The organism is Marinifilum sp. N1E240 (genome assembly GCF_009295825.1).
In the GTDB taxonomy this organism is placed as follows: Bacteria; Bacteroidota; Bacteroidia; order Bacteroidales; family Marinifilaceae; genus Marinifilum_A; species Marinifilum_A sediminis.
The window spans coordinates 74,470-98,384 of the sequence record NZ_WHKF01000009.1; the positions used below are offsets into that span (position 1 = coordinate 74,470).

The following is a 23,915-nucleotide window of genomic DNA, read 5'->3' on the forward strand; positions in this document are numbered from 1 at the left end:
CAAATGTTTGGAATGAGAAAAGAATGAGCAGCAGATATGTGAAAAATCTCTTCAATAGGGATAATAAAAGACAATTGTGTATTAAATATACAAAAGCTTTATGTAATGAGTAATGTAAATTAGCCACAAAAATAAAAAAGCTCATCCAAAGTTTGGATGAGCTAATTTTTTATATCGAGTTTTTACTTACAGATTGATTACTTTATCGGCATCTGCCTGAAGAGTAATGATATCAGGCATGCTTCCTATTGCTCCAACTTTAATTTGATCTAACAGGTTGAAATATTCAAGACAAGTTTTACACGCCAGCATTCTAACTCCTTTTTGTTCCAGGTTTTGCAGAGCTTCTAATGCTGGAGAGTTTTCACAAATCAATTTCACTCCTGCATTGTAGAAAACAATGATTTTCGGCAATCTGCCTTCGGCATCTAAAAGTTTAAAATAGTTGCTTGCTAATTTTACACCCAACTCTTCGCTTCCCGAACCCATTCCATTCTGGGTAATCTGTATCAATGTATTTTTGTGCATAATTATCTTACGCTAATATATGGTTCGTTATCATCTTTTCTTTCCATCAATTTACCAATTGGATTCAAGTTGAATCCTTCTGATTTTGCCAGCTCTACAAAGTCTGAAATGTTATCATCGTTTACAGCTACCAAAAGTCCGCCACTCGTTTGAGGATCGCAAAGCAGAGCTTTCTGATCTTCGGTAATTTCTCCAATTAAATGACCGTAAGAAGCCCAATTGCGTCGTGTTCCTCCAGGCGTACTTCCTTTTTGAATCAAATCTTCAACACCATCGATTTTTGGAACAGCATTGTAATCGATTTCCGCATTAACTTTACTTCCTTCGCAAATTTCACTTAAGTGACCTAAAAGACCAAAACCGGTAACATCAGTCATCGATTTAATATATTCTTGTTCTCCGAAAACTACACCAACTTTATTTAAACTGCACATTAAATCAACTGCAATCTGATTGTTTTCGTGAGCGATTAATTTCTTTTTCTCAGCAGTGGTAAGAACACCAATTCCTAAAGGTTTGGTTAAAAATAGAGTACAATTCGGACTTGCTGTATTGTTTTTCTTTACACGATCGGTTGCAACAATTCCATTTACCGATAATCCAAAAACAGGATCACCAATATCGATGGAATGACCACCCGCTAATTGAATGTCTGCGTTTGCACAAACATCTCTGGCTCCTTCAATTACTTTTTGGGCAATATCAGTTGATAATTTATCTAAAGGCCAGGCTAAAATAGCTAATGCCATAATCGGTTTTCCGCCCATTGCATAAATATCACTTATGGCATTTGTAGCAGCAATTCTACCAAAATCATACGGATCATCAACAATAGGAGTGAAAAAATCGGTGGTGCTTATCAAAGCTTGTCCGTTTCCCAAGTCGAATACCGCGGCATCGTCTTTTGTGTCGTTGCCAACCAGTAAATTTGGATTCGGGACTCTTGGTGTGCTGCTTTTTAGTATACATTCTAAATCTTTTGGTGAGATTTTACAGCCACATCCAGCTCCCGGACTAAACTGAGTCAGTTTCTTAGTTTCCATTCTATTATCTGATCTGTTAAATTATCCGGCAAAGATATCACTTTTTAGCCTTCGTTGTCACTCGGATAGCAGTCTAATTTTAACAATATTTATTGTGCAGAGATGAGTAAAATCTCTTAAATTTGATATTTCAATTTTGAATTAATTGTTTGTGATTTGAAAAGACTGTTTAAATTATCTGGATTGTTACTTGTTGTTACAATGATTAGTGCATTCTCGTGTACAACACAGAAGAAATATGCCGAAGCATATTCTGATTGTGATGCATTTACTTGTGTAAATGAGGTGGATAGAAATGAACAGTTAGAATTAAAGAAGATTGGTAAGCGAAAATTACAGATCTATTTGATTCGACACGCTAAGCCAAATTTGAAAAAGAAGTTGTTCTATTCGGCGAAAGAAGCGCAGCAGTATGTGATCGATTACAATTCGGTGCCAGTAATTCCTATAGATAAAAATCTTGTGGAAGTAAACTTAAATCCTGATCATACCATCTATTGTTCCAATTTACCTCGCTCACAGGAAACTGCGCTATCGATTTTTGGAGATCGTTTTCCAGTAGTTTCTGATTCCATCTTTCGAGAGTTTGAAATCAGAATGATAAACGCAAATAGCATTGTAAAGCTGCCTCTTGGATTATGGCAGGCTTTTAGTCGCGGAAGTTGGATGTTGGGCTACAATCACCGTGGAATAGAGAGTCGGGAAGAATCAAAATTACGTACAAAACAAGCTGCCGAAAACCTAATTAAAGTTGCAGAAAAGGAAGAAACAGCGGTCTTAGTTGCTCATGGCATGCTAAACGGAGGAATTGCAAAGGAACTAATTAAACAAGGTTGGCAGATCACTCAAAAAAAAGGTCAGGTAAACCTTGGAGCTACCATCCTTGTTAAAATTGTTGATTTGTAATTTGAAGAATTACTTTTTCCGAATCATCATCAATCCATGACGAATGGGTAGCATTAGATTTTCTACTCTATCGTCTTTTTGTACGTGATCGTTAAATGCGAGAATTCCTTGAGTTTGTTTATCGTTTGGGTCTACCTTATCAACAACTTTACCATCCCAAAGAACATCGTCGGCTAAAATGAAACCACCTTGTTTTAGTTTTGGTAATACGGCTTCGAAATACTCAATGTACTGGCGCTTGTCGGCATCAATAAATACCATGTCAAAACATTCTTCAAGTTTTGGAATGATATCCAAGGCCTCGCCAATATGGAACTCAATTTGATTTTCGCAACCAGATTGCTTAATAAATTTTCGGGTGAAATATTCCAATTCATCATTGCAATCAATGGTATGAATAACGCAATCATCTGAAGTTCCCATAGCCATACTAATGGCGGAATATCCAGTGTATGTGCCAATTTCCAGTACGCGTTTAGGATTCATCATTTGGCAAATCATTTTTAAAAACTTGCCTTGTAAATGTCCCGAAAGCATTCTTGGGCGAAGCATTTTAACATGTGTTTCGCGCGATAAATCTTTTAAAACTTGCTCTTCGTTTTCGGTGTGTGTTAGAATATAGTCTTCCAGCTCTTTGTTAATCTCCAGCATGACTTATTTGTACATCAAAGTGGTTAATTTTTCTTTGTCTAAAATCTCGTTGGCAACTTCCATCAACTGTTCCGCAGTTATCGATTCTACTTTTTGGTAAATCTCCTCAAGAGAATCTACACGATTGTACAGGAGGAAACTTTTGCCAACATTCAACATCAAATTTTCATTGTTCTCCGATGAAATGGCAATTTGACCAATCATCTGATTTTTAGCCTTTGTTAATTGTCCAGGTCCTAATTTCTTTGTGCAAAGTAAATCCATTTCTTTGTGAATTAGACTTAAACATTTATCAAGATAACCTTTGTCAGTTCCAAAGTAGATGCTGAAAACTCCAGTATCAACGTAAGGTGAATAATTGGCTTCGATATTGTATGCCAGTCCGTGTTTTTCGCGAAGAGTTAAATTCAATCGAGAATTCATTCCTGGTCCACCTAAAATATTGGTGAGCAGTGAAAGAGGAATTCTTCTTTCGTCATTGGCATCGTAAGCTACATTTCCAAGTACACAATGTCTTTGAAAAGTATTTTTTTCTAATGTTAATGTTCTTGGTTTGTAAGAATTTGGTTTGATTCTTTTGTTAGTGCGAAGATTCACGGGAATGTGGCCAAAGAATTTCTCCACCATTTTAACCAGCTTCTTAAAATCGATATTCCCAACCGAACTAATTACCATTTGATCTGTATGATAATTGTTCTCGATAAAACTCAGAATATCATTTCGCTTAAAAGCTTTAATGTGCTTTGGAGTTCCTAAAATATTTCGTCCTATCGGGTCTTTTTTGAAAATTAATTCTTCGAAATCATCAAAAATTAATTCCGAAGGAGAATCTTTATATGAATTGATTTCATCAAGAATTACCTCTTTTTCTTTTTCCAGTTCCTTATCAGGAAAAACAGAATTAAATGTGATATCGCTAATTAGCTCAAGAGCTCTTTTGTAATCCTTGTCAAGGAAAGTAGTGTAAACACATGTTTCTTCCTTGGTTGTGTAAGCATTCAATTCTCCGCCAACATCTTCCATGCGACTTAAAATATGATATGCTTTACGCTTTGTTGTTCCTTTGAACACCACATGCTCTATAAAGTGAGCAATTCCCCATTCTTCTTCTTTCTCATCTCGGGAACCGGTATTCAAAATAATTCCGCAATGCGCAACAGTGGCATTCACCGGACGATGAATCAGGCGGATACCATTTGATAATGTGTGAGTTTCGAATACCATATACTTTTTTATTAGGCTGCAAAGGTAACAAGAAGTTTATAATCCGATTAAAATTCCTCTCTAATTTTCTTGTTTTTATTTGGAGGTGTAAATTTTTTACGTACTTTTGCATCGCTCAAGTAAAGAGGGTGCCATAGCTCAGTTGGTAGAGCAATGGACTGAAAATCCATGTGTCCCTGGTTCGATTCCAGGTGGCACCACCACTTTTTCTTCGAGTAATAATACCAGAAGGGTACCATAGCTCAGTTGGTAGAGCAATGGACTGAAAATCCATGTGTCCCTGGTTCGATTCCAGGTGGTACCACGAAAAGAGAGAAAAGCGTAATGTTTTTCTCTCTTTTTTGTTTTTGTATATTTGATATTACCAATGAATAATATCAAATGATAAAATATCACTCTAAAATTGGAACAGGAATTCTTATTTTTTTGATTGGAATTTTAGGTGGTTTAACCGTAATTACGATATACTACGAAGCTTGGCTTGGTGTAGTAATTATAGGTTCAGTAGGGGTATTTATAGGCTATATCTTCTCTTCAACCCAATATATTATTCATGATCAGATATTGAATATCAAAAGTGGATTTGTAGTTAATATTTCTATTCAGATTAGTGCAATTAAAAGTGTTACCAAGAGCCGTAACCCGATTAGTTCTCCCGCCAATTCTTTCGATAGAATTGAGATTAGATACAATAAGTATGATACGATATTAATCTCGCCTAGAAATCAAAAAGTATTTATTCAGGATTTGAAAGAAGCTAATCCAAGTATTGAGCTGAAAGGTTTTTAGTAAAGCAATTAGAATAAATTATTCATTTACTCAAACCTCATTTGCTTATTTAATTCGCATCAATTAACTCTTCTAATCCTTTTTTCTTGAATTCTCTTTCGGTAGTTGATAAAGACTTTGCAGCAGTTATAACAGGGAAACTTCCTTGATTGATATATTCAAGAGCTGCCCTAAAGTTAGATTCGTCTAGATCTCCAAAATCATGGCTCAAATCATCTGAAATTTCGTAATCTACAGAAATGCCTTCAAAATAATTTCCTTCATCATTGGCATTTGTAATTGAAAAACTAATTGGAACAATTGCTAAATCATATTTGGGTTCTTCAAAAACATACATGCCTACAGGTTTTCCATGGGTTGTACTTCCTATCAGTATTACATTTTCCTCTCCTAAGTATGGCTTAAGACCATTAATTACCATTTCGCTTGCCGAAGCTGTTGATGAGGTGGTAATGATAAATACTCTGTTGAAATCATATGCTGATGATTGATCGTAGAAAGCCTCTGTGAAATCTTCATTTGTTTTACTTTCGTTATGAAAGGTTTTAGAGTAGATTTCACCCTGAAAGATATTTCCTGTGATTAAACCTGCTAGTTGGTTCGATATATATGTACTTCCACCGCCATTATATCTAAGATCAAGAACTAATTCATCAGCACTATTTGCTTTGAAATAATCAAAAGCTTCATTTAAGTCATCTTCAGAACTTCCAATAAAACTGTCGAATGCTAGATAAGCCACTTTATTTCCTTCATATTCGATTACTTCTCTTTTTAAAACAGAATTTTGATCCAATTCAATCTGATTTGCTGAGAATTCCTTTTTTTCACCCAAATCATTTTCAAAAACGAAATTACCCGAAGTTTTATCTAACTCGTTAAGAACTTGATCGTCGGTTAAGTCTGAAATCATATTGCCATTTAATTCCATTAATTTCCAGCCTCTGGTAATTCCTTCTTTTACCAAAGGAGATTCACTAAATATCAACTTCACCCTAAGCTCGTCATTTTGATCATATTTAAATGCCAATCCATAACCTGTATAAGTTCCATTTTCAAAATATGCAAGTAACTCTTCTAAATTGGCAATATAACTCCATCGATCTTTTGAGGAAAGTAAATTTTCAAAGTATTTATTAACTGAGGAGTAGTCATCTGAATTAAGGTTTGGAATTTCATCATTCCATAAATACCATTCGTTCATTGTTTTATCAATGGTTTCGAAAATGCTTACATCATCACCTCTGTTAAAGCTGTTGTTGTCATCGTCACTGCAAGAATATAGAGTAAATAATGAAAAAATGATTAGAATTAAATATCGAACTGACTTATTGGAAAGAATATGTGTCATAAATCTGATTTTTTAGTATTTAATAGTAAGATTGTATGAATAACAAAAATCATACCTTGTTTAATTTTAAACGAACAAAGTAAAGCTCTATTGTTTGAGAAAGTGAATAATGTATTTGTAAACGATCTAAATAAGGGGTGAAAAAATTGATTTTGAATTGATTTGAGTATTCGGTCATTGTGAAGTTGAATTTCATTTGTCTGAAATAATTTTGCAAAGTAGGATTTTTATTTACTTTTGTAGCACCAAAACAAAGGGTACCATAGCTCAGTTGGTAGAGCAATGGACTGAAAATCCATGTGTCCCTGGTTCGATTCCAGGTGGTACCACGAAAAAACCGATCGAATGATCGGTTTTTTTTGTTTTATACCGAAGCTATTTTTCTCAAATTGTAGATTTTCACAACACTTATTTCAATAAATTTTTGTTTGAGATTGAACAAATTTCAAAAAGCAAACGTTTTCGATCTAAAATAAAGACTTTCAATCCTCTAAGTTCTTTTTTTATTACAATTATTAGGATATTTTTGCAAGACTTAGATATAGAATAACAGAATATTAGATATAAAATACTTCGAAATGACAGATAATAAGAAAGCTTTATTGATGATCCTTGATGGATGGGGAATTGGTGACAAATCAAACTCTGATGTAATTTCATCTGTGGCAACTCCATACATGGATAGTTTATTGGAAACTTACCCAAATTCTCAGTTGCAAGCGGCAGGTAGATTTGTAGGTTTGCCTGAAGGACAAATGGGAAACTCTGAAGTTGGACACTTAAATATTGGTGCAGGTCGTGTTGTTTATCAGGATTTGGTAAAAATCAACATGGCTGTAGAGCAAGATACTTTGAAAGATAATGAGCAAGTTGTTAAGGCATTTACTTATGCCAAAGAAAATAACAAGAAAGTTCATTTGATCGGTTTGATTGGTGATGGTGGTGTACACTCTTTAAGTTCACATGCAATTGCTCTTTGCGATGCAGCTCAGGCTTTCGGATTGAATGATGTATTTGTTCACGGTTTAACTGATGGACGTGATACTGATCCTAAATCTGGTTTGGGATTTGTGAAGACTTTTTCAGAAGCAATCGAAAAAACGGGTTCTGCTAAGTTTGCTTCTATCATTGGTCGTTACTACGGAATGGATAGAGACACCAACTGGGATAGAGTAAAATTAGCTTACGATTTATATACAAAGGGAGAAGGAAAGGCTACAACAAGTGCAATTGCTGCAATGGAAGAATCATATGCAGAAGGTGTAACTGACGAGTTCATTAAACCAGCTGTTATGGTTGACGCTAATGGAGCACCAGTAGCAAAAATTGAAAAAGGTGATGTTGTAATCTGTTTCAACTTCCGTACAGATCGTTTGCGTCAGATGACAACCGTATTTACTCAGGAAAACATTACTGATTTTGGCATGCAAACCATGGATGTAGAATGGTACACCATGACTTGTTACAATGCGAACTTTAAAGGTGTTAATGTAATCTACGATAAGGATAATGTTAAAAACACAATGGGTGAGGTTGTTGCAAATGCAGGTAGAAAGCAAATTCGTATTGCTGAAACTGAAAAATATGCTCACGTAACATTTTTCTTCTCTGGAGGACAGGAAGCTGAATTCGAAGGAGAGAGCCGACTGTTGGTTGCTTCGCCTAAAGTAGCAACTTACGATTTACAACCAGAAATGTCGGCTCCAGCTGTTGCTGATAAAATTACTGCTGAATTGAATGCTAAATCTGCTGATTTTGTTTGTTTGAACTTTGCAAATGGCGATATGGTAGGTCACACAGGTGTTTACGAAGCGATCTCAAAAGCTGTTCAGGCTGTTGATAATTGTGCAAAGCAAGTTGTGGAAGCTGCAAAAGCTAATGGTTACGATGTAATTATTATTGCAGATCACGGGAATGCTGATTTTGCCGTAAATGCTGATGGTTCACCAAATACTGCTCACTCATTAAATCCTGTTCCATGTATTTGGGTTACTGAAAATCCAAAAGAATTGGACAATGGTATTCTTGCCGATGTTGCTCCAACTTTATTGGATATCATGGGAATTGAGAAGCCTGAGGATATGACAGGAAAATCGTTGATAAAATAACAGATTGTAACTGTATATAAAACATTCCGTATTATCTTTGCGCGATAATACGGAATTTTTTTATCAGCTTGGCTGGTATAATTTTAAAAGCAGGAAATAGTGTTACAGATAGGGAAAGCCATAGTAAGTCTTGATGTGATTGAAAAGAAATTCATTTGCGATTTCGGCAAATGTAAAGGTGCATGTTGTATCGAAGGAGATTCAGGCGCACCTTTAGACGAGGAAGAAAAAGCAATTCTTGAAGAAATCTATCCAGATATTAAAGAATATCTTACTGAAAAAGGAATTGAGGAGATTGAGAAGCAGGGTACTTCAGTGATTGATTCTGATGACGACTTGGTTACTCCCATTATTAATGATAAGGAATGTGTTTACACCATTTTTGAAAATGGATCTGCTTTATGCGGTATCGAAAAGGCGTATCTCGATGGAAAAATAAAATATCGCAAACCAATTTCATGTTCTTTATATCCAATCAGAATTGACAAATATGCCGAATTTGATGCGGTAAATTATAACAAATGGGACATTTGTAAACCTGCTCGCGAATTGGGATTTAAGAATGGTACGCCTGTCTATAAATTTTTAAAAGAGCCATTGATTCGTAAATATGGAGAAGATTGGTATAAAGAATTGGAATATGCAGCAGAGAATATTGGTGAAATCATGAAAATTAGAAAATAGCTAATTTTAAAGAGATATAAAGGAGAACAGCGATCGAAAGGTCGCTGTTTTTTTTATGCTAATTGTTTAGTAGGTTGGATTTTGTAAATAATTCTTAAATCTCATATATAAATTCTCACGATCTATTGTATATTTACCTTCCAATTTATTTAAATACAATAAACACACTTAATATGGAGAATATTAAAGCATATATTGAAGAGAATCAGGAGAGATTCCTGGAAGAATTATTTGAATTAATTCGAATTCCTTCTATTAGCTCAATTGAAGCGAATAAGCCTGACATGTACAAAGCAGCAGAATGCTGGAAGAAACTGATGTTGGATGCTGGTGCCGATAAAGCTGTTGTAATGGAAACTGAAGGTAACCCTGTTACTTATGGTGAGAAAATTATCGATCCAAACCTACCAACAGTAATGGTTTATGGTCACATGGATGTTATGCCGGTTGATCCTATCGAACTTTGGGATACTGATCCTTTTGAGCCAGTAATTAAAGATGGTAAAATTTGGGCTCGTGGTGCTGATGATGATAAAGGACAAGCTTTCATGCACGCGAAGGCTTTTGAATATATGGTGAAGAATGATTGCCTTCCATGTAACGTGAAGTTTATGATTGAAGGTGAAGAAGAGGTTGGATCTCCAAATCTCCCTAAGTTCTGTGAAGATAACAAAGAGATGTTACAAGCTGATGTAATTTTGGTATCTGATACAGGAATGATTGCTCCTGATATCCCATCGATTACTACAGGTCTTCGTGGTTTAATGTATTGGGAAGTTGAAGTAACTGGTCCTAATCGTGATCTTCATTCAGGATTATTTGGTGGTGCTGTAGCTAATCCAATCAACGTATTGGCTAAAATGATTACTCAAATGGTTGATGATAATGGTCACATTACCATTCCTGGATTTTACGATGATGTTATCGAAGTTACTGCTGAAGAAAGAGCAATGATGGCTGAAGCACCATTTAATGAGGAAGAATACAAAAAAGCTATTGATGTGAAAGCATTGGCAGGTGAAAAAGGATTTTCTCCTTCAGAGCATACTGGTATCCGTCCATCATTCGATATTTGTGGTATTTGGGGTGGTTACATTGGGGAAGGTGCTAAAACTGTACTTCCTTCAAAAGCTCACGCTAAGATTTCTACTCGTTTGGTTCCTAACCAAAACTGGGAAAAGATTTCTGTTCTTTTCAAAGAGCATTTCGAAGCTATTGCTCCAGATTGTGTTAAAGTTGAGGTTACTCCATTGCATGGTGGTCAGGGATATGTTTGTCCTATCGATTTCCCAGCATATATTGCAGCTGAAAAAGCTTATACTGAAGTTTATGGTAAGCGTCCGGTTCCTGTACGTTCAGGTGGATCTATTCCAATCATTTCTTCTTTCGAAGAGATTTTAGGAATCAAATCAGTATTAATGGGATTCGGTTTGGAAAGTGATGCAATTCATTCACCAAACGAAAATTATCCATTGGAGCAGTTTTTCAACGGAATCAACACAATTCCTTTGTTCTACAAGCACTATGCTGAATTGTTGAAAAAGTAATTTGTTAAATTGCTATAAATTAAGGGCATTTCCATGTGAAATGCCTTTTTTTTGTTGCAAATCAAATTTTGGTATGATAACTTTGCATTCTGCTAATAAGGTTAGGGAATTCTTTATGTGATTGCAAAAATATTTATTATATTACATTGAATTATAATGATAATTTCGATCAAAAGTCTTTCTAACCTTGAATTTAGCTAAAACAATAGCTAAATTAGTAATGTATAAAATTGGATGATTTAGTAACGTTTTTTGTGTGGAAAGTTTGTGTACTAAGATGTAAAACGTTAGAATCGGACAGCTTGAAGTAAATTTGTATTACATGGATGAAATTTTTGGAAAAATAGGTACGGCTCAAACATTAAGTCAAAAAATCGAACGCCGAATCGAAGAAGCAATAAGACAAAAGAAGTTATTGGTTGGAACCAAATTACCTTCTGAGCGAGAATTGTGTGAAATGTTTGCTGTTAGTCGAACTGCTCTTCGCGAGGCTTTAAGAAGATTGAGTGCTCGAGGATTGATTCAAATCAAAAAAGGTAGTGGAATGTTCGTAAGCGAACTGAAAGTTGAAGATGCAATAGAATCTTTAAACTTGTACTACGATTTAAGTTTCGATAGTGACCTGATTTCTCAAATTATTGAAGTTAGAAGAGTATTTGAACCAGAAATAGCTAGAATTGCAGCCCTAAATAGAACAGATGAAGATTTGGCTGTATTAAATAAAAATATAACTGATCTGGCAGATTGTGATCCAGATAATACACAGTTAGAAGCTGATATCATCAATAAGTTTCACTTAAATGTTGCCAAAGCGACTGGTAATAAGGTGATGATTATTTCAATGGAGCCGATTTATTCATTGTTACCTAGAATGCGTAATTTAATTTATGCCAATGTGGATGGTGAAAAAGATTTTACTGTAAAAGCACATCGTTCCATTTTTGAAGCCATTCGAGATAAAAATGGAGATTCTGCCTATAAGGAAATGGCACTTCAAATCGATCGTACTTTAGAAATATATACTCAGCACTTAAAGTAAGATTAAATTGAGTGGATGTGAAAAGCGGAGTTTGAAAATTAGTTTCAGACTCCGCTTTTCGTATTTATGTGCGTGTGGTACTTATGCTTTTCTATATGCTTCAATTGCCTTTTTTACTGAACCATGTTCAAGTAATAAACCTTTCGAGGATTCTTTGTCAAGTTTTAATTCTTCCATAATCATTAAGGTACCTCTCTCAACTAGTTTTTTATTGGTTAGTTGCATGTTAACCATTTTGTTTCCTTTAACTCTGCCCAGTTTTATCATCAAACTGGTAGTAATCATATTTAGGATTAATTTTTGAGCGGTTCCAGCTTTTAACCTGGTGCTTCCAGTAACGAATTCAGGTCCTACAATGGCTTCGATTACAATTTCAGCCTCTTTCGAAACAGGTGCCTCTGGATTGCAGGTAATACAAGCAGTTAGTAGACCATGTTCACGAGCTTTTTTTACACCGCCAATTACATAAGGAGTTGTTCCTGATGCAGCAATTCCTAATACCGAATCATTATCGTTAATGTCATAATTTTGAAGTTCTGCCCATGCTTTTTCAGGATCATCTTCAGCAGATTCAACAGCACTTCTTAATGCTTTTTCTCCTCCTGCTATCAAACCAATAACGATATTGGCGGGAACTCCAAAAGTAGGAGGAAGTTCTGAAGCATCAAGAACGCCAAGTCTTCCACTAGTTCCTGCACCTAGATAAAATAATCTTCCACCCGATTTAATTCGATCAATTAAAAGACTAACGAATTTTTCTATGGCAGGAATAGCTTTGTTAACTGCCAAATGAATTTGACCATCCTCTTGATTAATTCCAAGAAGTAATTCGTTTACCGACATCTTCTCCAGATCAGAAAAATTTGATGGTGCTTCTGTTATTTTGTTATTGGTTTTCTTATTTGGTGTTTTATTCATGTTTCAAATCTTATTCTTCGATATGGAATTTAATCAAGCCTTCAAGCGGGCTCTTGATTATTTTGCCTAATTGTAGTTTCATTTGTTCAGCAACTACATTTAATTCGTTTTTAAAATAGTATGCAACACTTCCTATAAAATGAATTGGAAGTGATGAATGATTATTATATTGATTGATGTTGCGTTCAAAAAACCTGGTGAATTCTTCTTGAACTAAATTAGTTACATAAGAGTGTTCTATATTTTCGGAAAGAAAAACTGTAAACTGAGCCAAAAAACGGCTCGGTGCTTCTTCTCTGTATACTTTGTTAATAATATCAGCGTATTCTAAATCATGTTTTTTATAAAATGTTATAGTGATGTCTTCTGGGGCTACTCCTTTTAAAATGTCAGCAATCAGCCTTTTCCCAAGTACAGCGCCACTTCCTTCATCTCCTAAAATATATCCTAACGGACGAACATTGTGAATGATAGTTTCACCATCATAAAGGCATGAATTTGATCCCGTCCCAATAATACACGCAATTCCTTTTTCTCTTCCACAAACCGATCTTGCGGCGGCTAAAATATCACTATGAATTTCGCTTGATGCATGCGGAAATACTTTAAATAAGGCATCTTTTACTTTTTGTTTAGTGCCATCGGTAGCGCAACCTGCTCCATAGAAAAAGATTTGATCAATTGACTGAAATCTTTCAAGAGATTTAATATTCTCAATTATTGAATTGATGTCTTGATGAAAAGGGTTTATTCCTAAAGTTTGTACTTGTTTATGAATATGCCCTTCATTTAAAAGAATCCAATCCGTTTTTGTTGATCCGCTTTCCGCAATTAAAATCATATGTTTTTTATTTTTATAACATGTATGATGAGTCATACTTTGAGGTGAAATTATATTTTAATTTAGAATTTATCAACTAAATAGCATAAGAAAAGCGTGCTGAAATCATCTCTAAATCCTTTTGTTAATAGGAATTCCACTTTCATGATACAAATATATAAAAAATATTTGCGGGTTAAAAGTATTATATAACATGTAATACCAATTTTGGAAAATTTAAAATTCTATCCTATTTTTGATTCGAAAGTAATTTAAATCAGGAGATAGCAAAATGGAAAATCAGATATTACAATTTGGAGGAGAGCTTGATGTAGCTAAGTTGTATTACCAACCATCAGATGAATTCGATAAAACGGTAATGACAAGATATGAAAAAATGCCTGCTGATATTTTTGCAACAGCTGAGAAAGGTGCAAAATGGGTTGCTCATGAAATTGCAAATTTAATTAGGAAGAAGGCAGATCAAAATGATTTTTGTGTGCTTGGATTGGCCACCGGTGCAACACCTTTAGGAGTTTATGCAGAATTAGTACGCTTGCATAAAGAGGAAGGATTATCGTTTAAAAATGTGATTACTTTTAATTTGGATGAATATTATCCAATGGTAAATAAGAGTGCGCAAAGCTATAATTATTATATGGATGATGTATTATTTAACCATATTGATATACCAAGAGAACAAATTAATGTTCCTGATGGAGAAGTGAGTAAAGAGGGAATATTTAAATATTGTTCTAATTACGAATTGAAAATTGATTCTTTCGGAGGTCTTGATCTTCAAATTTTAGGAATTGGTAGGACAGGTCATGTTGGATTTAATGAACCTGGTTCACAATTAGATTCAAAGACTCGTTTAATCATGCTTGATTCATTAACAAGACGTGATGCTGCCAAAGATTTTAATGGATTGAATAAGGTGCCAAAAGCTGCTATTACAATGGGAGTTGGAACCATTTTTAAAGCAAAACGAGTTATTCTAATGGCTTGGGGTGAGGGAAAAGCTTCAATTGTAAAAAAGGCGTTGGAAGAAAGTCAGAGAGATTCAGTTCCAGCAAGTTATTTGCAGCGTCATGATGAAGTGCAATTTGTTTTAGACGTACCAGCAGCGAACGATTTAACAAGAGTTAAGCAACCATGGTTAGTTGGTAGTGTTGAGTGGGATCGTTTTTGGATTCGTAAAGCAGTTGTTTGGCTTTGTAACAAATTAGAGAAGCCCATATTAAAGCTTACCAATAGAGATTATAATGACAATGGCTTAAGTGAACTTCTTGCGTGGTATGGATCGGCTTATGAGGTAAATATTAAAGTTTTTAATGATCTGCAGCATACAATATCTGGATGGCCAGGAGGAAAGCCAAATGCTGAAGATACTTATCGTCCGGAAAGAGCTGTGCCAGCAAGTAAAAGAGTTTTGGTTTTTAGTCCACATCCCGATGATGATGTGATTTCTATGGGTGGAACTTTAAAAAGATTAGTGGATCAGAACCATGAAGTACATGTTGCTTATCAAACCTCTGGAAATATTGCTGTTGCTGATGATGAGGCAGTTCGTTATTTGTCTTTTGTGAAAAGTTTTGCAAGAACACACGATACTAACGAAGGGAATCTTCAGTGTGTTATTGAAGATATTCGTAAGTTTTTACTAGAGAATAAGGAGCCAGGAGGAATTGATACTCCTGAGGTAAGAAGAATGAAAGCTTTAATTAGAAGAGGAGAGGCTAAAGCTGCTTGTCGATTTGTGGGTGTTCGCTCTAAAAATCTTCATTTTCTTGATCTTCCATTCTATGAAACAGGAAAAGTGAAAAAAAATCCAATAGGAGAAGAGGATGTTCAAATTCTTGTTAATTTATTAAGAAAGGTGAAACCTCACCAAATATTCGCAGCTGGAGATTGGTCCGATCCGCATGGAACTCATCGTGTTTGTTGGGAGGGAATTTATCAGGCTCTTCAGATTGTAAAAGAAGAGGAATGGATGGATGATTGTTATGTTTGGTTGTATAGAGGAGCTTGGCAGGAGTGGGATTTGGATGAAATACAAATGGCAGTTCCAATTAGTCCGGAAGAGTTACAGCTTAAAAGGAATGCTATTTTACGTCATCAATCGCAGATGGAATCTGCTCCATATATGGGAGGAGATTCAAGATTATTTTGGCAAAGATCTGAAGAAAGAAATAGAGCAACAGCTAATTTATTTAACAAATTAGGATTGGCAGAATACGAAGCAATTGAAGCTTTTGTCAGGTTTATTGTTTAGATTTAACAAGGGTTAAATTGGAAGAATATTGCTTTGCTAAAATTTTAAAGTTTTACACGAAATATCCTTGATTTACAGTGAAATATTTCACAACAAATTCTTTTATGAGTAATCAATTTTATAAAATAATCGGATTATTTACCATCTTATTGATCGTAAATTTTAATGTGCAGGCTTCTGAAAAATCTAATCGTAAACAGCGAAAAGCAGAAAAAGCAGCTATAGAATTTGCAGAGCAAGTTTCTTCTGATTTTAGATACAAGTTTAAACTTGATAGTCTTCTATTAAATCCAAATAGGATGGAAATTGTAGTGTATATGAATTCTGTATTTTCATATATACCATTTCGTAATGAAACTGTAGAACAGTACAAAGTAAATCTTCAAAAAAATCTTGGCAGAAAATTCCGGAACTATTTTGTTCGTATTGAAACAATGGGAATGCCAATAGAAGATTTAATTCCAAATTTTTATCGTGAGGATGCTATCGCAAAAGATAGGTTAAGTCCATTGAAAGACAAAAAGCAAGCTTTGGTTCGTAAGCTTAGTTCAAATTCAAACTTAAATAGGGGATTGCAAGGAAATCATATCGCATTGTGGCATTCACACGGGTGGTACTATGATAATACTTTGGATCGATGGGAATGGCAAAGAGCACGAGTTTTTACTACTGTGGAAGATTTGTGGAGCATGGAATTTGTCGTGCCTTATATTGCTCCAATGCTGGAGAATGCTGGAGCCGTTACTTTGTTTCCTCGTGAGAGAGATGTTCAGAAAAATGAGCTTATTGTTGATGCTGATTGGAGTTCTGGAAATTCAGAATACAAGGAAATTGGAAATTGGGAAGTGAACACACTGAAAGGATTTGCAAATAAATATCCATTTTATCTGGAAGGAGAGAATCCTTTTAATTTGGGAAATAGTAAGCAAATTGAAGCAAGCGAAAATTCAACTTCCACTGTACAATACATTCCAGAAATCCCGCAAAAAGGTGAATATGCTGTTTATGTATCTTACTCTTCGGATGATGATAATGTAACGGACGCACATTATTCCGTACATCATTCTGGTGGAACCTCAGATTTTTTGGTGAATCAGAGTATGGGTGGTAAAACCTGGATCTACTTGGGAACATTCCTGTTCGAAGAAGGGAAAAATCCTGAAATGGGAATGGTGGAATTGAGCAATCAGAGTAAAGAACAAGGGAACTGGGTATCTGCCGATGCAGTTCGATTTGGCGGAGGAATGGGAAATATTGCTCGTGGTACAAATGCAGAACTTGAAAACTTAAAATCAGAAAGAAACAATTTAGGTTTCGAAATGGATTCTTCAGTTTGGCAAAAATACACAAGTAACCGACCGCGTTATCACGAGGCTGCTCGATATTATTTACAATATGCCGGAATGCCTGATTCTATTGTTTATAGTATCAATAAAGATTATAAGGCTGATTATAGCAATAGAGGTAAAGATGCGGCTAAGTTTCAGAAAAAGGAAGAAGGAAAAACTGATTACAAGGATGACTATATGAGTAGGGGTGAATGGGTTGACTATTTAATAGGTGCTCCTTCCGGTCCAACAAAACAGGTTGATGTTAAAGGTTTAAGTGTTCCAGTTGATATGGCTTTAGCATTTCATACGGATGCAGGAATTACACCTAATGATAAAATAATTGGAACTTTAGCTATTTATAATACCACAAGAGGAGATACTGATATTTTTCCAAATGGACAGTCAAAATGGGCTAGTCGTGATTTGTGTGATATTGTACAAACGCAGGTAGTTAATGACATTAAGAAATTATACGAACCTAAGTGGAGTAGGCGAGGAATGTGGAACAAGCAATATTCGGAATCTTATCGTCCAAAAGTTCCAACCATGCTTTCTGAAATGTTGTCTCATCAGAATTTTGCAGATATGTATCAGGCAATGGATCCAAAATTCAAGTTTGATGTAAGTAGAGCCTATTATAAAGGAATTCTAAAATTTTTATCAAATCAGGATGGGAGAGATTATGTGGTTCAACCCTTGCCGGTAAATTATTTTAAAATTGATGAAACTGATAAAGGCATCAGACTAAGTTGGAAAGCTGTTGATGATGAATTGGAGGTAACAGCTAAACCTGAAAAATATAAGATTTACACCCGAATAAACGATAGAGGATTCGATAATGGAATTCTTGTAAGTGATAGTTTTTACGAGATTAAAAATATTGAATCTAATGTGATTTATAGCTTTAAGGTAACAGCGATTAACGATGGAGGTGAAAGTTTTCCTTCCGAAATCTTAGCTTATTGTAAGTCGGAAAATGGAAAGCAACCTGTTCTTATTGTCAATGGATTTGATAGAGTATCTGCTCCACAAGGTTTTGATGATGGAAAGTACGCTGGCTTTATGAGTTCTGTTGATGAAGGTGTGGCTTATAAAAGAAATATTGCTTATGTAGGCGATCAATATGATTTGGATCGTAAATCAAAGTGGAAGGACGATGATGCTTGTGGTCATGGCTCTTCTTATGCTGATTTGGAGGATAAAATAATACCAGGAAATAGTTTCGATTATCCTTATGTGCATGGTGAAGCTATAAAAGCATCAGGTTATGGATTTATTTCAATGAGCGATGAGGCTTTTGAGGAACAGGAATGGAACTCAGAACAATATTTTGCTTTGGACCTTTTATTTGGAGAGGAAAAAACAACATCAAGAATTTACGGATTGGAGAATAAGGATTTTATCATTTACACTCCTAAAATGCGTAAAGCGATTAAAAAGTACATACTATCTAAGGATGCTAAAATGATTTTATCCGGTGCATATATTGGGACAGATGTAGAATTATGTGGAGATTCTTTGGTGAAAGAATTTACCGAAAAAGAATTGCATTATCAGTTCAGAACAAATTATGCTAGTAAATCGGGAATGGTTTCGCATCCAAACGAAGTGAGAGAAGATTTTGATGGAAATTATCGGTTTGAAACCGGATATGATCAAAATATATACAAAGTTGAAGCTCCAGATGCAATTGAACCAGTCGGAAAAAATACAAGCGTATTTTTAAGATATAGTAAAAATACTAAAAGTGCAGGAGTTCTTTTTAATGGTGATTATAAGTCAGTAATAATGGGATTTCCATTTGAGACAATAGAAACTGAGGCGGAGAGAATCGAAATGATGTCTAAGATTTTAAAGTTTTTTAATAAAGAGAAAAAATAACAAAAAAGACTATATAAAATGAGTGCAAAAATTACGTGTTTCATTCCTTTTGGAACAAAAGAGGAAACAACAATAACGGTAAGTGAGTTAAATAAATCAGCATTAGTTTCTAAAATTTATCTTGTAGGTAATACAAAAGGAGAAGCTATTGAGGGTGCAGAACACTTGACAGATAAAAGCTTATTATCTGGGAAAACTATTCAGGCAATTGCAGAAAAAACGGATACGGATTATGTTTTTATCTACACAAAAACAAGTGCCTTAACCTTGGGGCAGTTGGCTTTGGATCGTTTTTATCAGGTAGCTAGCGATACAAATAGCGGGTTGGTATATTCAAATCATAGAGCAATTAAAGAAGGCGTCGTTGAGAATTTACCAGTGATCGATTATCAGGAAGGAAGTTTAAGAGATGATTTCAATTTTGGTTCGGTTCTTTTTTACGATGCTAAAGTAGTAAAGGACGCGGTGAAGGATGTAGAAGTAAATTATGAACATGCAGGATTGTATGCATTGCGATTGGCAGTTGCAGCCCGTTCAGAATTTCTAAGAATTCCAGAGGTATTGTATACCGAAGAAGAATTGGATACTAGGAAATCTGGCGAAAAGATTTTTGATTACGTTGATCCAAAAAATCGTTCTGTGCAAATCGAAATGGAAGTTGCGTGTACTGAGCATCTGAAAAGAATTGGAGCTTATTTGGCGCCTAAATTTGCTGATGTTGCTTTTGATGAGGGAAACTTTAAAGTGGAAGCTTCTGTTGTAATTCCGGTTCGCGATCGTGTAAAAACAATTGAAGATGCTATTAAATCAGTGCTAGCACAAAAAGCTAATGTCGATTTCAACTTGATAATTGTTGATAATTATTCTACTGACGGAACAACTGAAATCATTAAAAAATATGCTGAGCAGGATTCTCGTTTGATTCATATCATACCGGAAAGAAAAGATTTGGGTATTGGTGGATGTTGGAATGAAGCTGTAAGCAATGAGCTGTGCGGAAAGTTTGCAATTCAGTTAGATAGTGATGATTTGTATGCGGATGAAACAACTGTTCAGCAAGTTGTTGATGCATTTTACAGAGAAAACTGTGCAATGGTTGTTGGTACTTATCAAATGGTGAATTTCGATTTGGAAGAAATCCCTCCGGGAATTATCGACCACAAAGAGTGGACACCAGACAATGGTAGAAATAATGCACTTCGTATTAATGGATTGGGAGCGCCACGAGCATTTTACACTCCTGTATTGCGTAAAAACCCTATTCCAAATGTGAACTATGGTGAAGATTATGCTTTAGGTTTGGCAATTTCTCGTAAGTACCAGATTGGTAGAATTTACAATCCAATTTATTTGTGTCGTCGTTGGGATGATAACTCTGATGCTTCTTTGGATGTGGAAAAAATGAACGCACACAATACCTATAAGGATAGAGTTCGAACTATTGAATTAAAGGCAAGAAAACTGCTAATTAAATAAGATATTGATAGAATAAAAAACGGAGTTCTGTGAATTGACAGAACTCCATAGAATATTTAGAGATGAGAAAATTGCATGCGATTATTTTAATTTCACTAGTTATAGTTTTTACTGCTTGTATCGGAAATACGAAGCCTCAGGATAAAAATGTTATTGGGATTGAATTTTCTGATTCAACAGATCAGGCTATTTTTAATTCAATAAAAGATATAGTCAAACAACAATCACTAGATTCCTTATCTATTGATCTCAGAATAATTGAAATTGCAAAAATGTTCTTGCAAACTCCGTATGTTGGAGGAACTTTGGAAGGGAATGGACCTGAAAAACTTCGGGTTAATCTTAGACAATTAGATTGTACCACCTATCTTGAGAATGTTGTTGTTTTATCAGCAATTGCAGGCAAAAAAGATATTAAAGCAAGTGATTTTTTAAAGGAGTTGGAAACATTGCGCTATCGAAGTGGTAAGTTGACTAATTATACTTCACGTTTGCATTATTTTACGGATTGGATTTTTGAGAATGAATCAAAAGGAATTGTCAAAAATATAACTGCAGAAATAGGTGGTGTTCCTTTCGAAAAGAATATCAACTTCATGAGCACTCATGTTGAAAGTTATGCTGCCTTAAAAGCAGATTCGTCTTTTGTGAAAATAATCCGTGAAAACGAAAATGTTATTAATAATAGGGAAATGTACTTTATCCCCGAAGAGGAAATTACTATAGTTGAAAAAGAAATTCACGATGGAGATTTGATTGCGATAACCACCAAGATAAAAGGTTTGGAGATTTCTCATGTGGGAATAGCATTACATGTTAATGATCGATTGCATTTGATGCATGCATCAAGTCTTGCTAAAAAGGTTGTGATTTCTGAGACACCTCTCGCAGAAATGTTATTAAAAAATAGATTGCAATCGGGAATTATGGTTGTAAGGGTGCAATAAAAATGAATATTTAATTACCAGTTATATAAAACATGGATATAAACTGCATAGAAAAATTAGAAAGTTTATTGGAAAAGAGTCCTTCCGATCAGATATTAAGTAACTTTCTGAATCAGCAGGTGAGAGATTGGCCTCTGGCAAATGGAAATTTTAAAGGATTGGAAAAGGTTGAAGAGAAAGAATTTGAATTTGATGGATTTAAAATGAAAGTGCAATTTAATCCGGAAAGAATTCGTTCATCTGCTGCTAAGGTTGATAAAAAGAGTATTGAAAATAGAGCCTGCTTTCTTTGTTTGGATAATTTGCCAGCAGAGCAAGGCGGCTTAGCTCAAGGAGAAGGTTTTGTGATTTTGGTGAATCCATTTCCTATAATCCCTCAGCATTTTACCATTCCAAAAGTAGATCATGTTGATCAAAGCTTTATGCCCAATATTAATGGAATGTTGAGTTTGGCCAAAAGTATGGAAGGATACACCTTGTTTTATAATGGACCAAAATGTGGTGCTTCAGCTCCTGATCATATGCACTTTCAGGCAGGAAACAAAGGATTCATGCCAGTAGAATCGGAATATTTTTTTTTAAAAGATAAATCAGAATTACTTGTTAAAACTGAAGAAGTTGAGGTAAGATCATTTAATCATTTTTTAAGAAAAATGATTAGTGTAGAATCGACCAATACTAAGGATTTGGTAAAAATAGTTACTGACTTTTACAATGTTTTTTCCGAAATGCAGCCAGAAGAGAATGAGCCGATGTTAAATGTAATCTGTTCATATGTAGATGGAAAATACATTATGCATTTGTTCCCTCGCAAATTGCACAGACCTACTCAATTTTTTGCTGAAGATGATGAGCAATTGTTAATAAGTCCTGCCTCGGTAGATTTTGGTGGAGTTTTTATTACCCCACGTCGCGAAGATTTTGAGAAAATTACCGCAAGTGATATTGAAGATATTTTTAAACAAACTTGTGTAGATGAAGACACTTTCTTTACTCTTTGTGAGAACTTGAAATAACCCAATTAACTATGAAAATAAAAGAACCACAACTACGAGTTGGAATCATGTACGAAAAAGAGATTTCGTTTCAATTAAACGGAACTTATGTACTTCAACAAAATGGGAAAAAATACGCTGGAAATCAGCATGCAAAATTTGTTGATGGAAAAATTGTTTTCGATGGATTATGCGAGAATGAATTGATTTTCAACCCTGAAAATGAAAAAGAGGGATGCTTTGATCTGTTTGGTGTAACCATTGGAATTAAATTTCATTGGGAGAGAAAAGAAGATCAGAAATTTAAAGGAGCCTTGCATTTTATCGTGGAAGACGAAAAACTGACTGCAATTAATGTGCTTTCCCTTGAAGATTATCTGGTAAGCGTAATTTCTTCTGAAATGAGTGCTACAAGTAGTATGGAACTTTTAAAAGCTCACGCTGTAATTTCACGATCGTGGTTGATGGCTCAGGTAATAAAGGGTGAAGAATTACTGCAATCCAATACAAATTACCAAAGTATTGTTGAAACAGAGGATTCTTATATTCGCTGGTACGATAGAGAAGATCATGTTAATTTCGATGTTTGCGCCGACGATCATTGTCAGCGTTATCAGGGAATTACAAGACAATCTACACAATTGGTAGTTGAGGCAATTGAATCTACGCGTGGCTTGGTTTTGACCAGTGAAGGAAGGATTTGTGATGCAAGATTTTCCAAATGTTGTGGTGGTGTTGCTGAAACTTTCGAAAATGTTTGGGAACCGGAAAATCACAAATACTTGCAGGCAGTGATCGATAATCCTCAGGCACCTGCTGGTTACGATATGAATTTAAAAGATGAACTTGCTGCCGATAAATTTATTCGCACTTCGCCTGAGGCATTCTGTAATACAACAGATAAGGAAATTCTTTCGCAGGTTTTAAATGATTACGATCAGGAAACCATGGATTTTTATCGCTGGAAAGTGGAATACACACAGGAAGAAATTGCAGAATTAATCGAAAGAAAAACAGGAAAAGAATTTGGACAGATTTTGGATCTTATTCCAGGTAAACGAGGTGAATCGGGACGATTAATTACACTGAAAATTATTGGCAGTAAACGATCATTAACCATTGGGAAAGAATTAGAAATTCGAAAAGTACTTTCAGAATCTCATTTGTATAGTTCCGAATTTGTGGTTGATAAATTGGATCTTAAAAATGGAGTACCTTCTAAATTTGTTTTGATTGGTGCCGGTTGGGGACATGGCGTTGGTCTTTGTCAAATTGGAGCAGCCGTAATGGGAGCCAAAGGATACAAACACGATGAAATTCTACTTCACTATTTCAGAGGAGCTGAATTAGAAAAAAGATATTAACAAATGTTTGAGAGTTTTATTTCGAATGAGGCTCTCAA

At 35.0% G+C, this 23,915-nt stretch carries 19 protein-coding genes and 3 tRNA genes; 15 read left to right on the top strand and 7 right to left on the bottom strand.

Going from position 1 to position 23,915, the window contains the following annotated elements:
* Positions 1-186: 186 nt before the first annotated feature.
* Together yedF and selD are read right to left on the bottom strand one after the other, a co-directional pair.
* Positions 187-528, bottom strand: coding sequence for a sulfurtransferase-like selenium metabolism protein YedF (yedF, locus tag GCQ56_RS17380; protein ID WP_152735809.1), 342 nt, complete (start codon positions 526-528; stop codon positions 187-189).
* 2 nt (positions 529-530) lie between these two features.
* Positions 531-1,571: a selenide, water dikinase SelD gene (gene selD / locus GCQ56_RS17385; RefSeq protein ID WP_152735810.1), complete on the bottom strand. Its 1,041-nt coding sequence runs from the start codon at positions 1,569-1,571 to the stop codon at positions 531-533.
* A 156-nt stretch (positions 1,572-1,727) separates the two neighbouring features.
* Here selD and GCQ56_RS17390 point away from each other — a divergent pair, with 156 nt between their 5' ends.
* Positions 1,728-2,477, top strand: coding sequence for a histidine phosphatase family protein (locus GCQ56_RS17390; protein ID WP_152735811.1), 750 nt, complete (start codon positions 1,728-1,730; stop codon positions 2,475-2,477).
* Between the two features lie 9 nt (positions 2,478-2,486).
* Here the strand turns inward: GCQ56_RS17390 and GCQ56_RS17395 are convergent, their stop codons facing one another.
* Both GCQ56_RS17395 and GCQ56_RS17400 read right to left on the bottom strand, forming a co-directional pair.
* Positions 2,487-3,128 carry an O-methyltransferase gene (locus GCQ56_RS17395; RefSeq protein WP_152735812.1) on the bottom strand — a complete coding sequence of 214 codons (642 nt, stop codon included), beginning with the start codon at positions 3,126-3,128 and terminating at the stop codon, positions 2,487-2,489.
* Positions 3,129-3,131: 3 nt separating this feature from the next.
* Complete coding sequence (locus GCQ56_RS17400) at positions 3,132-4,352, bottom strand: pitrilysin family protein (RefSeq protein ID WP_152735813.1); 1,221 nt, start codon at positions 4,350-4,352, stop codon at positions 3,132-3,134.
* A gap of 127 nt (positions 4,353-4,479) precedes the next feature.
* On the opposite strand from GCQ56_RS17400, the gene GCQ56_RS17405 reads away from it, so the two are divergent.
* The 3 genes from GCQ56_RS17405 (at position 4,480) to GCQ56_RS17415 (ending at position 5,141) form a co-directional block, all read left to right on the top strand.
* Positions 4,480-4,555, top strand: a tRNA-Phe gene (locus GCQ56_RS17405).
* Positions 4,556-4,583: 28 nt separating this feature from the next.
* Positions 4,584-4,656: transfer RNA gene (locus GCQ56_RS17410), tRNA-Phe, on the top strand.
* A gap of 77 nt (positions 4,657-4,733) precedes the next feature.
* The gene (locus GCQ56_RS17415) at positions 4,734-5,141 is read left to right on the top strand and encodes a PH domain-containing protein (RefSeq protein ID WP_152735814.1); all 408 of its coding nucleotides are present in this window, start codon (positions 4,734-4,736) and stop codon (positions 5,139-5,141) included.
* Between the two features lie 49 nt (positions 5,142-5,190).
* On the opposite strand, the gene GCQ56_RS17420 is transcribed toward GCQ56_RS17415, so the two are convergent.
* Positions 5,191-6,492 carry a S41 family peptidase gene (locus tag GCQ56_RS17420; RefSeq protein WP_152735815.1) on the bottom strand — a complete coding sequence of 434 codons (1,302 nt, stop codon included), beginning with the start codon at positions 6,490-6,492 and terminating at the stop codon, positions 5,191-5,193.
* A gap of 256 nt (positions 6,493-6,748) precedes the next feature.
* Between GCQ56_RS17420 and GCQ56_RS17425 the strand changes: the two genes are divergently transcribed.
* From GCQ56_RS17425 to GCQ56_RS17445, 5 genes are all read left to right on the top strand, one after another.
* A tRNA-Phe gene (locus tag GCQ56_RS17425) sits at positions 6,749-6,821 on the top strand.
* 249 nt (positions 6,822-7,070) lie between these two features.
* Positions 7,071-8,600: a 2,3-bisphosphoglycerate-independent phosphoglycerate mutase gene (gene gpmI / locus GCQ56_RS17430; RefSeq protein ID WP_152735816.1), complete on the top strand. Its 1,530-nt coding sequence runs from the start codon at positions 7,071-7,073 to the stop codon at positions 8,598-8,600.
* 99 nt (positions 8,601-8,699) lie between these two features.
* A complete protein-coding gene (locus tag GCQ56_RS17435; RefSeq protein ID WP_299994303.1) occupies positions 8,700-9,284 on the top strand; it encodes a DUF3109 family protein in 585 nt (194 codons plus the stop codon).
* A 173-nt stretch (positions 9,285-9,457) separates the two neighbouring features.
* Positions 9,458-10,831 (top strand): dipeptidase, encoded by a 1,374-nt coding sequence (locus GCQ56_RS17440; protein WP_152735817.1) that lies wholly within the window; start codon positions 9,458-9,460, stop codon positions 10,829-10,831.
* Between the two features lie 322 nt (positions 10,832-11,153).
* On the top strand, positions 11,154-11,870 hold the full coding sequence (locus GCQ56_RS17445) for a FadR/GntR family transcriptional regulator (RefSeq protein WP_152735818.1): 717 nt from the start codon (positions 11,154-11,156) through the stop codon (positions 11,868-11,870).
* A gap of 81 nt (positions 11,871-11,951) precedes the next feature.
* Here the strand turns inward: GCQ56_RS17445 and murQ are convergent, their stop codons facing one another.
* Both murQ and GCQ56_RS17455 read right to left on the bottom strand, forming a co-directional pair.
* Positions 11,952-12,788, bottom strand: coding sequence for an N-acetylmuramic acid 6-phosphate etherase (murQ, locus tag GCQ56_RS17450; protein WP_152735819.1), 837 nt, complete (start codon positions 12,786-12,788; stop codon positions 11,952-11,954).
* Positions 12,789-12,798: 10 nt separating this feature from the next.
* Positions 12,799-13,629 carry an ATPase gene (locus GCQ56_RS17455; RefSeq protein WP_152735853.1) on the bottom strand — a complete coding sequence of 277 codons (831 nt, stop codon included), beginning with the start codon at positions 13,627-13,629 and terminating at the stop codon, positions 12,799-12,801.
* A gap of 271 nt (positions 13,630-13,900) precedes the next feature.
* Here GCQ56_RS17455 and nagB point away from each other — a divergent pair, with 271 nt between their 5' ends.
* From nagB to GCQ56_RS17485, 6 genes are all read left to right on the top strand, one after another.
* Positions 13,901-15,883, top strand: coding sequence for a glucosamine-6-phosphate deaminase (gene nagB / locus GCQ56_RS17460; protein WP_152735820.1), 1,983 nt, complete (start codon positions 13,901-13,903; stop codon positions 15,881-15,883).
* 104 nt (positions 15,884-15,987) lie between these two features.
* Positions 15,988-19,095 (top strand): fibronectin type III domain-containing protein, encoded by a 3,108-nt coding sequence (locus GCQ56_RS17465; protein ID WP_152735821.1) that lies wholly within the window; start codon positions 15,988-15,990, stop codon positions 19,093-19,095.
* Between the two features lie 18 nt (positions 19,096-19,113).
* Positions 19,114-20,571 carry a glycosyltransferase family A protein gene (locus GCQ56_RS17470; protein WP_152735822.1) on the top strand — a complete coding sequence of 486 codons (1,458 nt, stop codon included), beginning with the start codon at positions 19,114-19,116 and terminating at the stop codon, positions 20,569-20,571.
* A 62-nt stretch (positions 20,572-20,633) separates the two neighbouring features.
* Positions 20,634-21,518 carry an N-acetylmuramoyl-L-alanine amidase-like domain-containing protein gene (locus tag GCQ56_RS17475; RefSeq protein ID WP_152735823.1) on the top strand — a complete coding sequence of 295 codons (885 nt, stop codon included), beginning with the start codon at positions 20,634-20,636 and terminating at the stop codon, positions 21,516-21,518.
* Between the two features lie 32 nt (positions 21,519-21,550).
* Positions 21,551-22,534, top strand: coding sequence for a DUF4922 domain-containing protein (locus GCQ56_RS17480; protein ID WP_152735824.1), 984 nt, complete (start codon positions 21,551-21,553; stop codon positions 22,532-22,534).
* A gap of 11 nt (positions 22,535-22,545) precedes the next feature.
* On the top strand, positions 22,546-23,877 hold the full coding sequence (locus tag GCQ56_RS17485) for a SpoIID/LytB domain-containing protein (protein WP_152735825.1): 1,332 nt from the start codon (positions 22,546-22,548) through the stop codon (positions 23,875-23,877).
* The last annotated feature ends 38 nt before the right edge of the window (positions 23,878-23,915 follow it).

What these genes read in the sequence shown, in the direction of transcription:
- GCQ56_RS17480 (WP_152735824.1), top strand. Translation starts at nt 21,551, where the DNA reads ATGGATATAAACTGCATAGAAAAATTAGAAAGTTTATTGGAAAAGAGT.
- murQ (WP_152735819.1), bottom strand. Translation starts at nt 12,788, where the DNA reads ATGAATAAAACACCAAATAAGAAAACCAATAACAAAATAACAGAAGCA.
- yedF (WP_152735809.1), bottom strand. Translation starts at nt 528, where the DNA reads ATGCACAAAAATACATTGATACAGATTACCCAGAATGGAATGGGTTCG.
- GCQ56_RS17400 (WP_152735813.1), bottom strand. Translation starts at nt 4,352, where the DNA reads ATGGTATTCGAAACTCACACATTATCAAATGGTATCCGCCTGATTCAT.
- GCQ56_RS17395 (WP_152735812.1), bottom strand. Translation starts at nt 3,128, where the DNA reads ATGCTGGAGATTAACAAAGAGCTGGAAGACTATATTCTAACACACACC.
- nagB (WP_152735820.1), top strand. Translation starts at nt 13,901, where the DNA reads ATGGAAAATCAGATATTACAATTTGGAGGAGAGCTTGATGTAGCTAAG.
- GCQ56_RS17445 (WP_152735818.1), top strand. Translation starts at nt 11,154, where the DNA reads ATGGATGAAATTTTTGGAAAAATAGGTACGGCTCAAACATTAAGTCAA.
- gpmI (WP_152735816.1), top strand. Translation starts at nt 7,071, where the DNA reads ATGACAGATAATAAGAAAGCTTTATTGATGATCCTTGATGGATGGGGA.
- GCQ56_RS17415 (WP_152735814.1), top strand. Translation starts at nt 4,734, where the DNA reads ATGATAAAATATCACTCTAAAATTGGAACAGGAATTCTTATTTTTTTG.
- GCQ56_RS17465 (WP_152735821.1), top strand. Translation starts at nt 15,988, where the DNA reads ATGAGTAATCAATTTTATAAAATAATCGGATTATTTACCATCTTATTG.
- selD (WP_152735810.1), bottom strand. Translation starts at nt 1,571, where the DNA reads ATGGAAACTAAGAAACTGACTCAGTTTAGTCCGGGAGCTGGATGTGGC.
- GCQ56_RS17440 (WP_152735817.1), top strand. Translation starts at nt 9,458, where the DNA reads ATGGAGAATATTAAAGCATATATTGAAGAGAATCAGGAGAGATTCCTG.
- GCQ56_RS17455 (WP_152735853.1), bottom strand. Translation starts at nt 13,629, where the DNA reads ATGATTTTAATTGCGGAAAGCGGATCAACAAAAACGGATTGGATTCTT.
- GCQ56_RS17420 (WP_152735815.1), bottom strand. Translation starts at nt 6,492, where the DNA reads ATGACACATATTCTTTCCAATAAGTCAGTTCGATATTTAATTCTAATC.
- GCQ56_RS17475 (WP_152735823.1), top strand. Translation starts at nt 20,634, where the DNA reads ATGAGAAAATTGCATGCGATTATTTTAATTTCACTAGTTATAGTTTTT.
- GCQ56_RS17470 (WP_152735822.1), top strand. Translation starts at nt 19,114, where the DNA reads ATGAGTGCAAAAATTACGTGTTTCATTCCTTTTGGAACAAAAGAGGAA.
- GCQ56_RS17485 (WP_152735825.1), top strand. Translation starts at nt 22,546, where the DNA reads ATGAAAATAAAAGAACCACAACTACGAGTTGGAATCATGTACGAAAAA.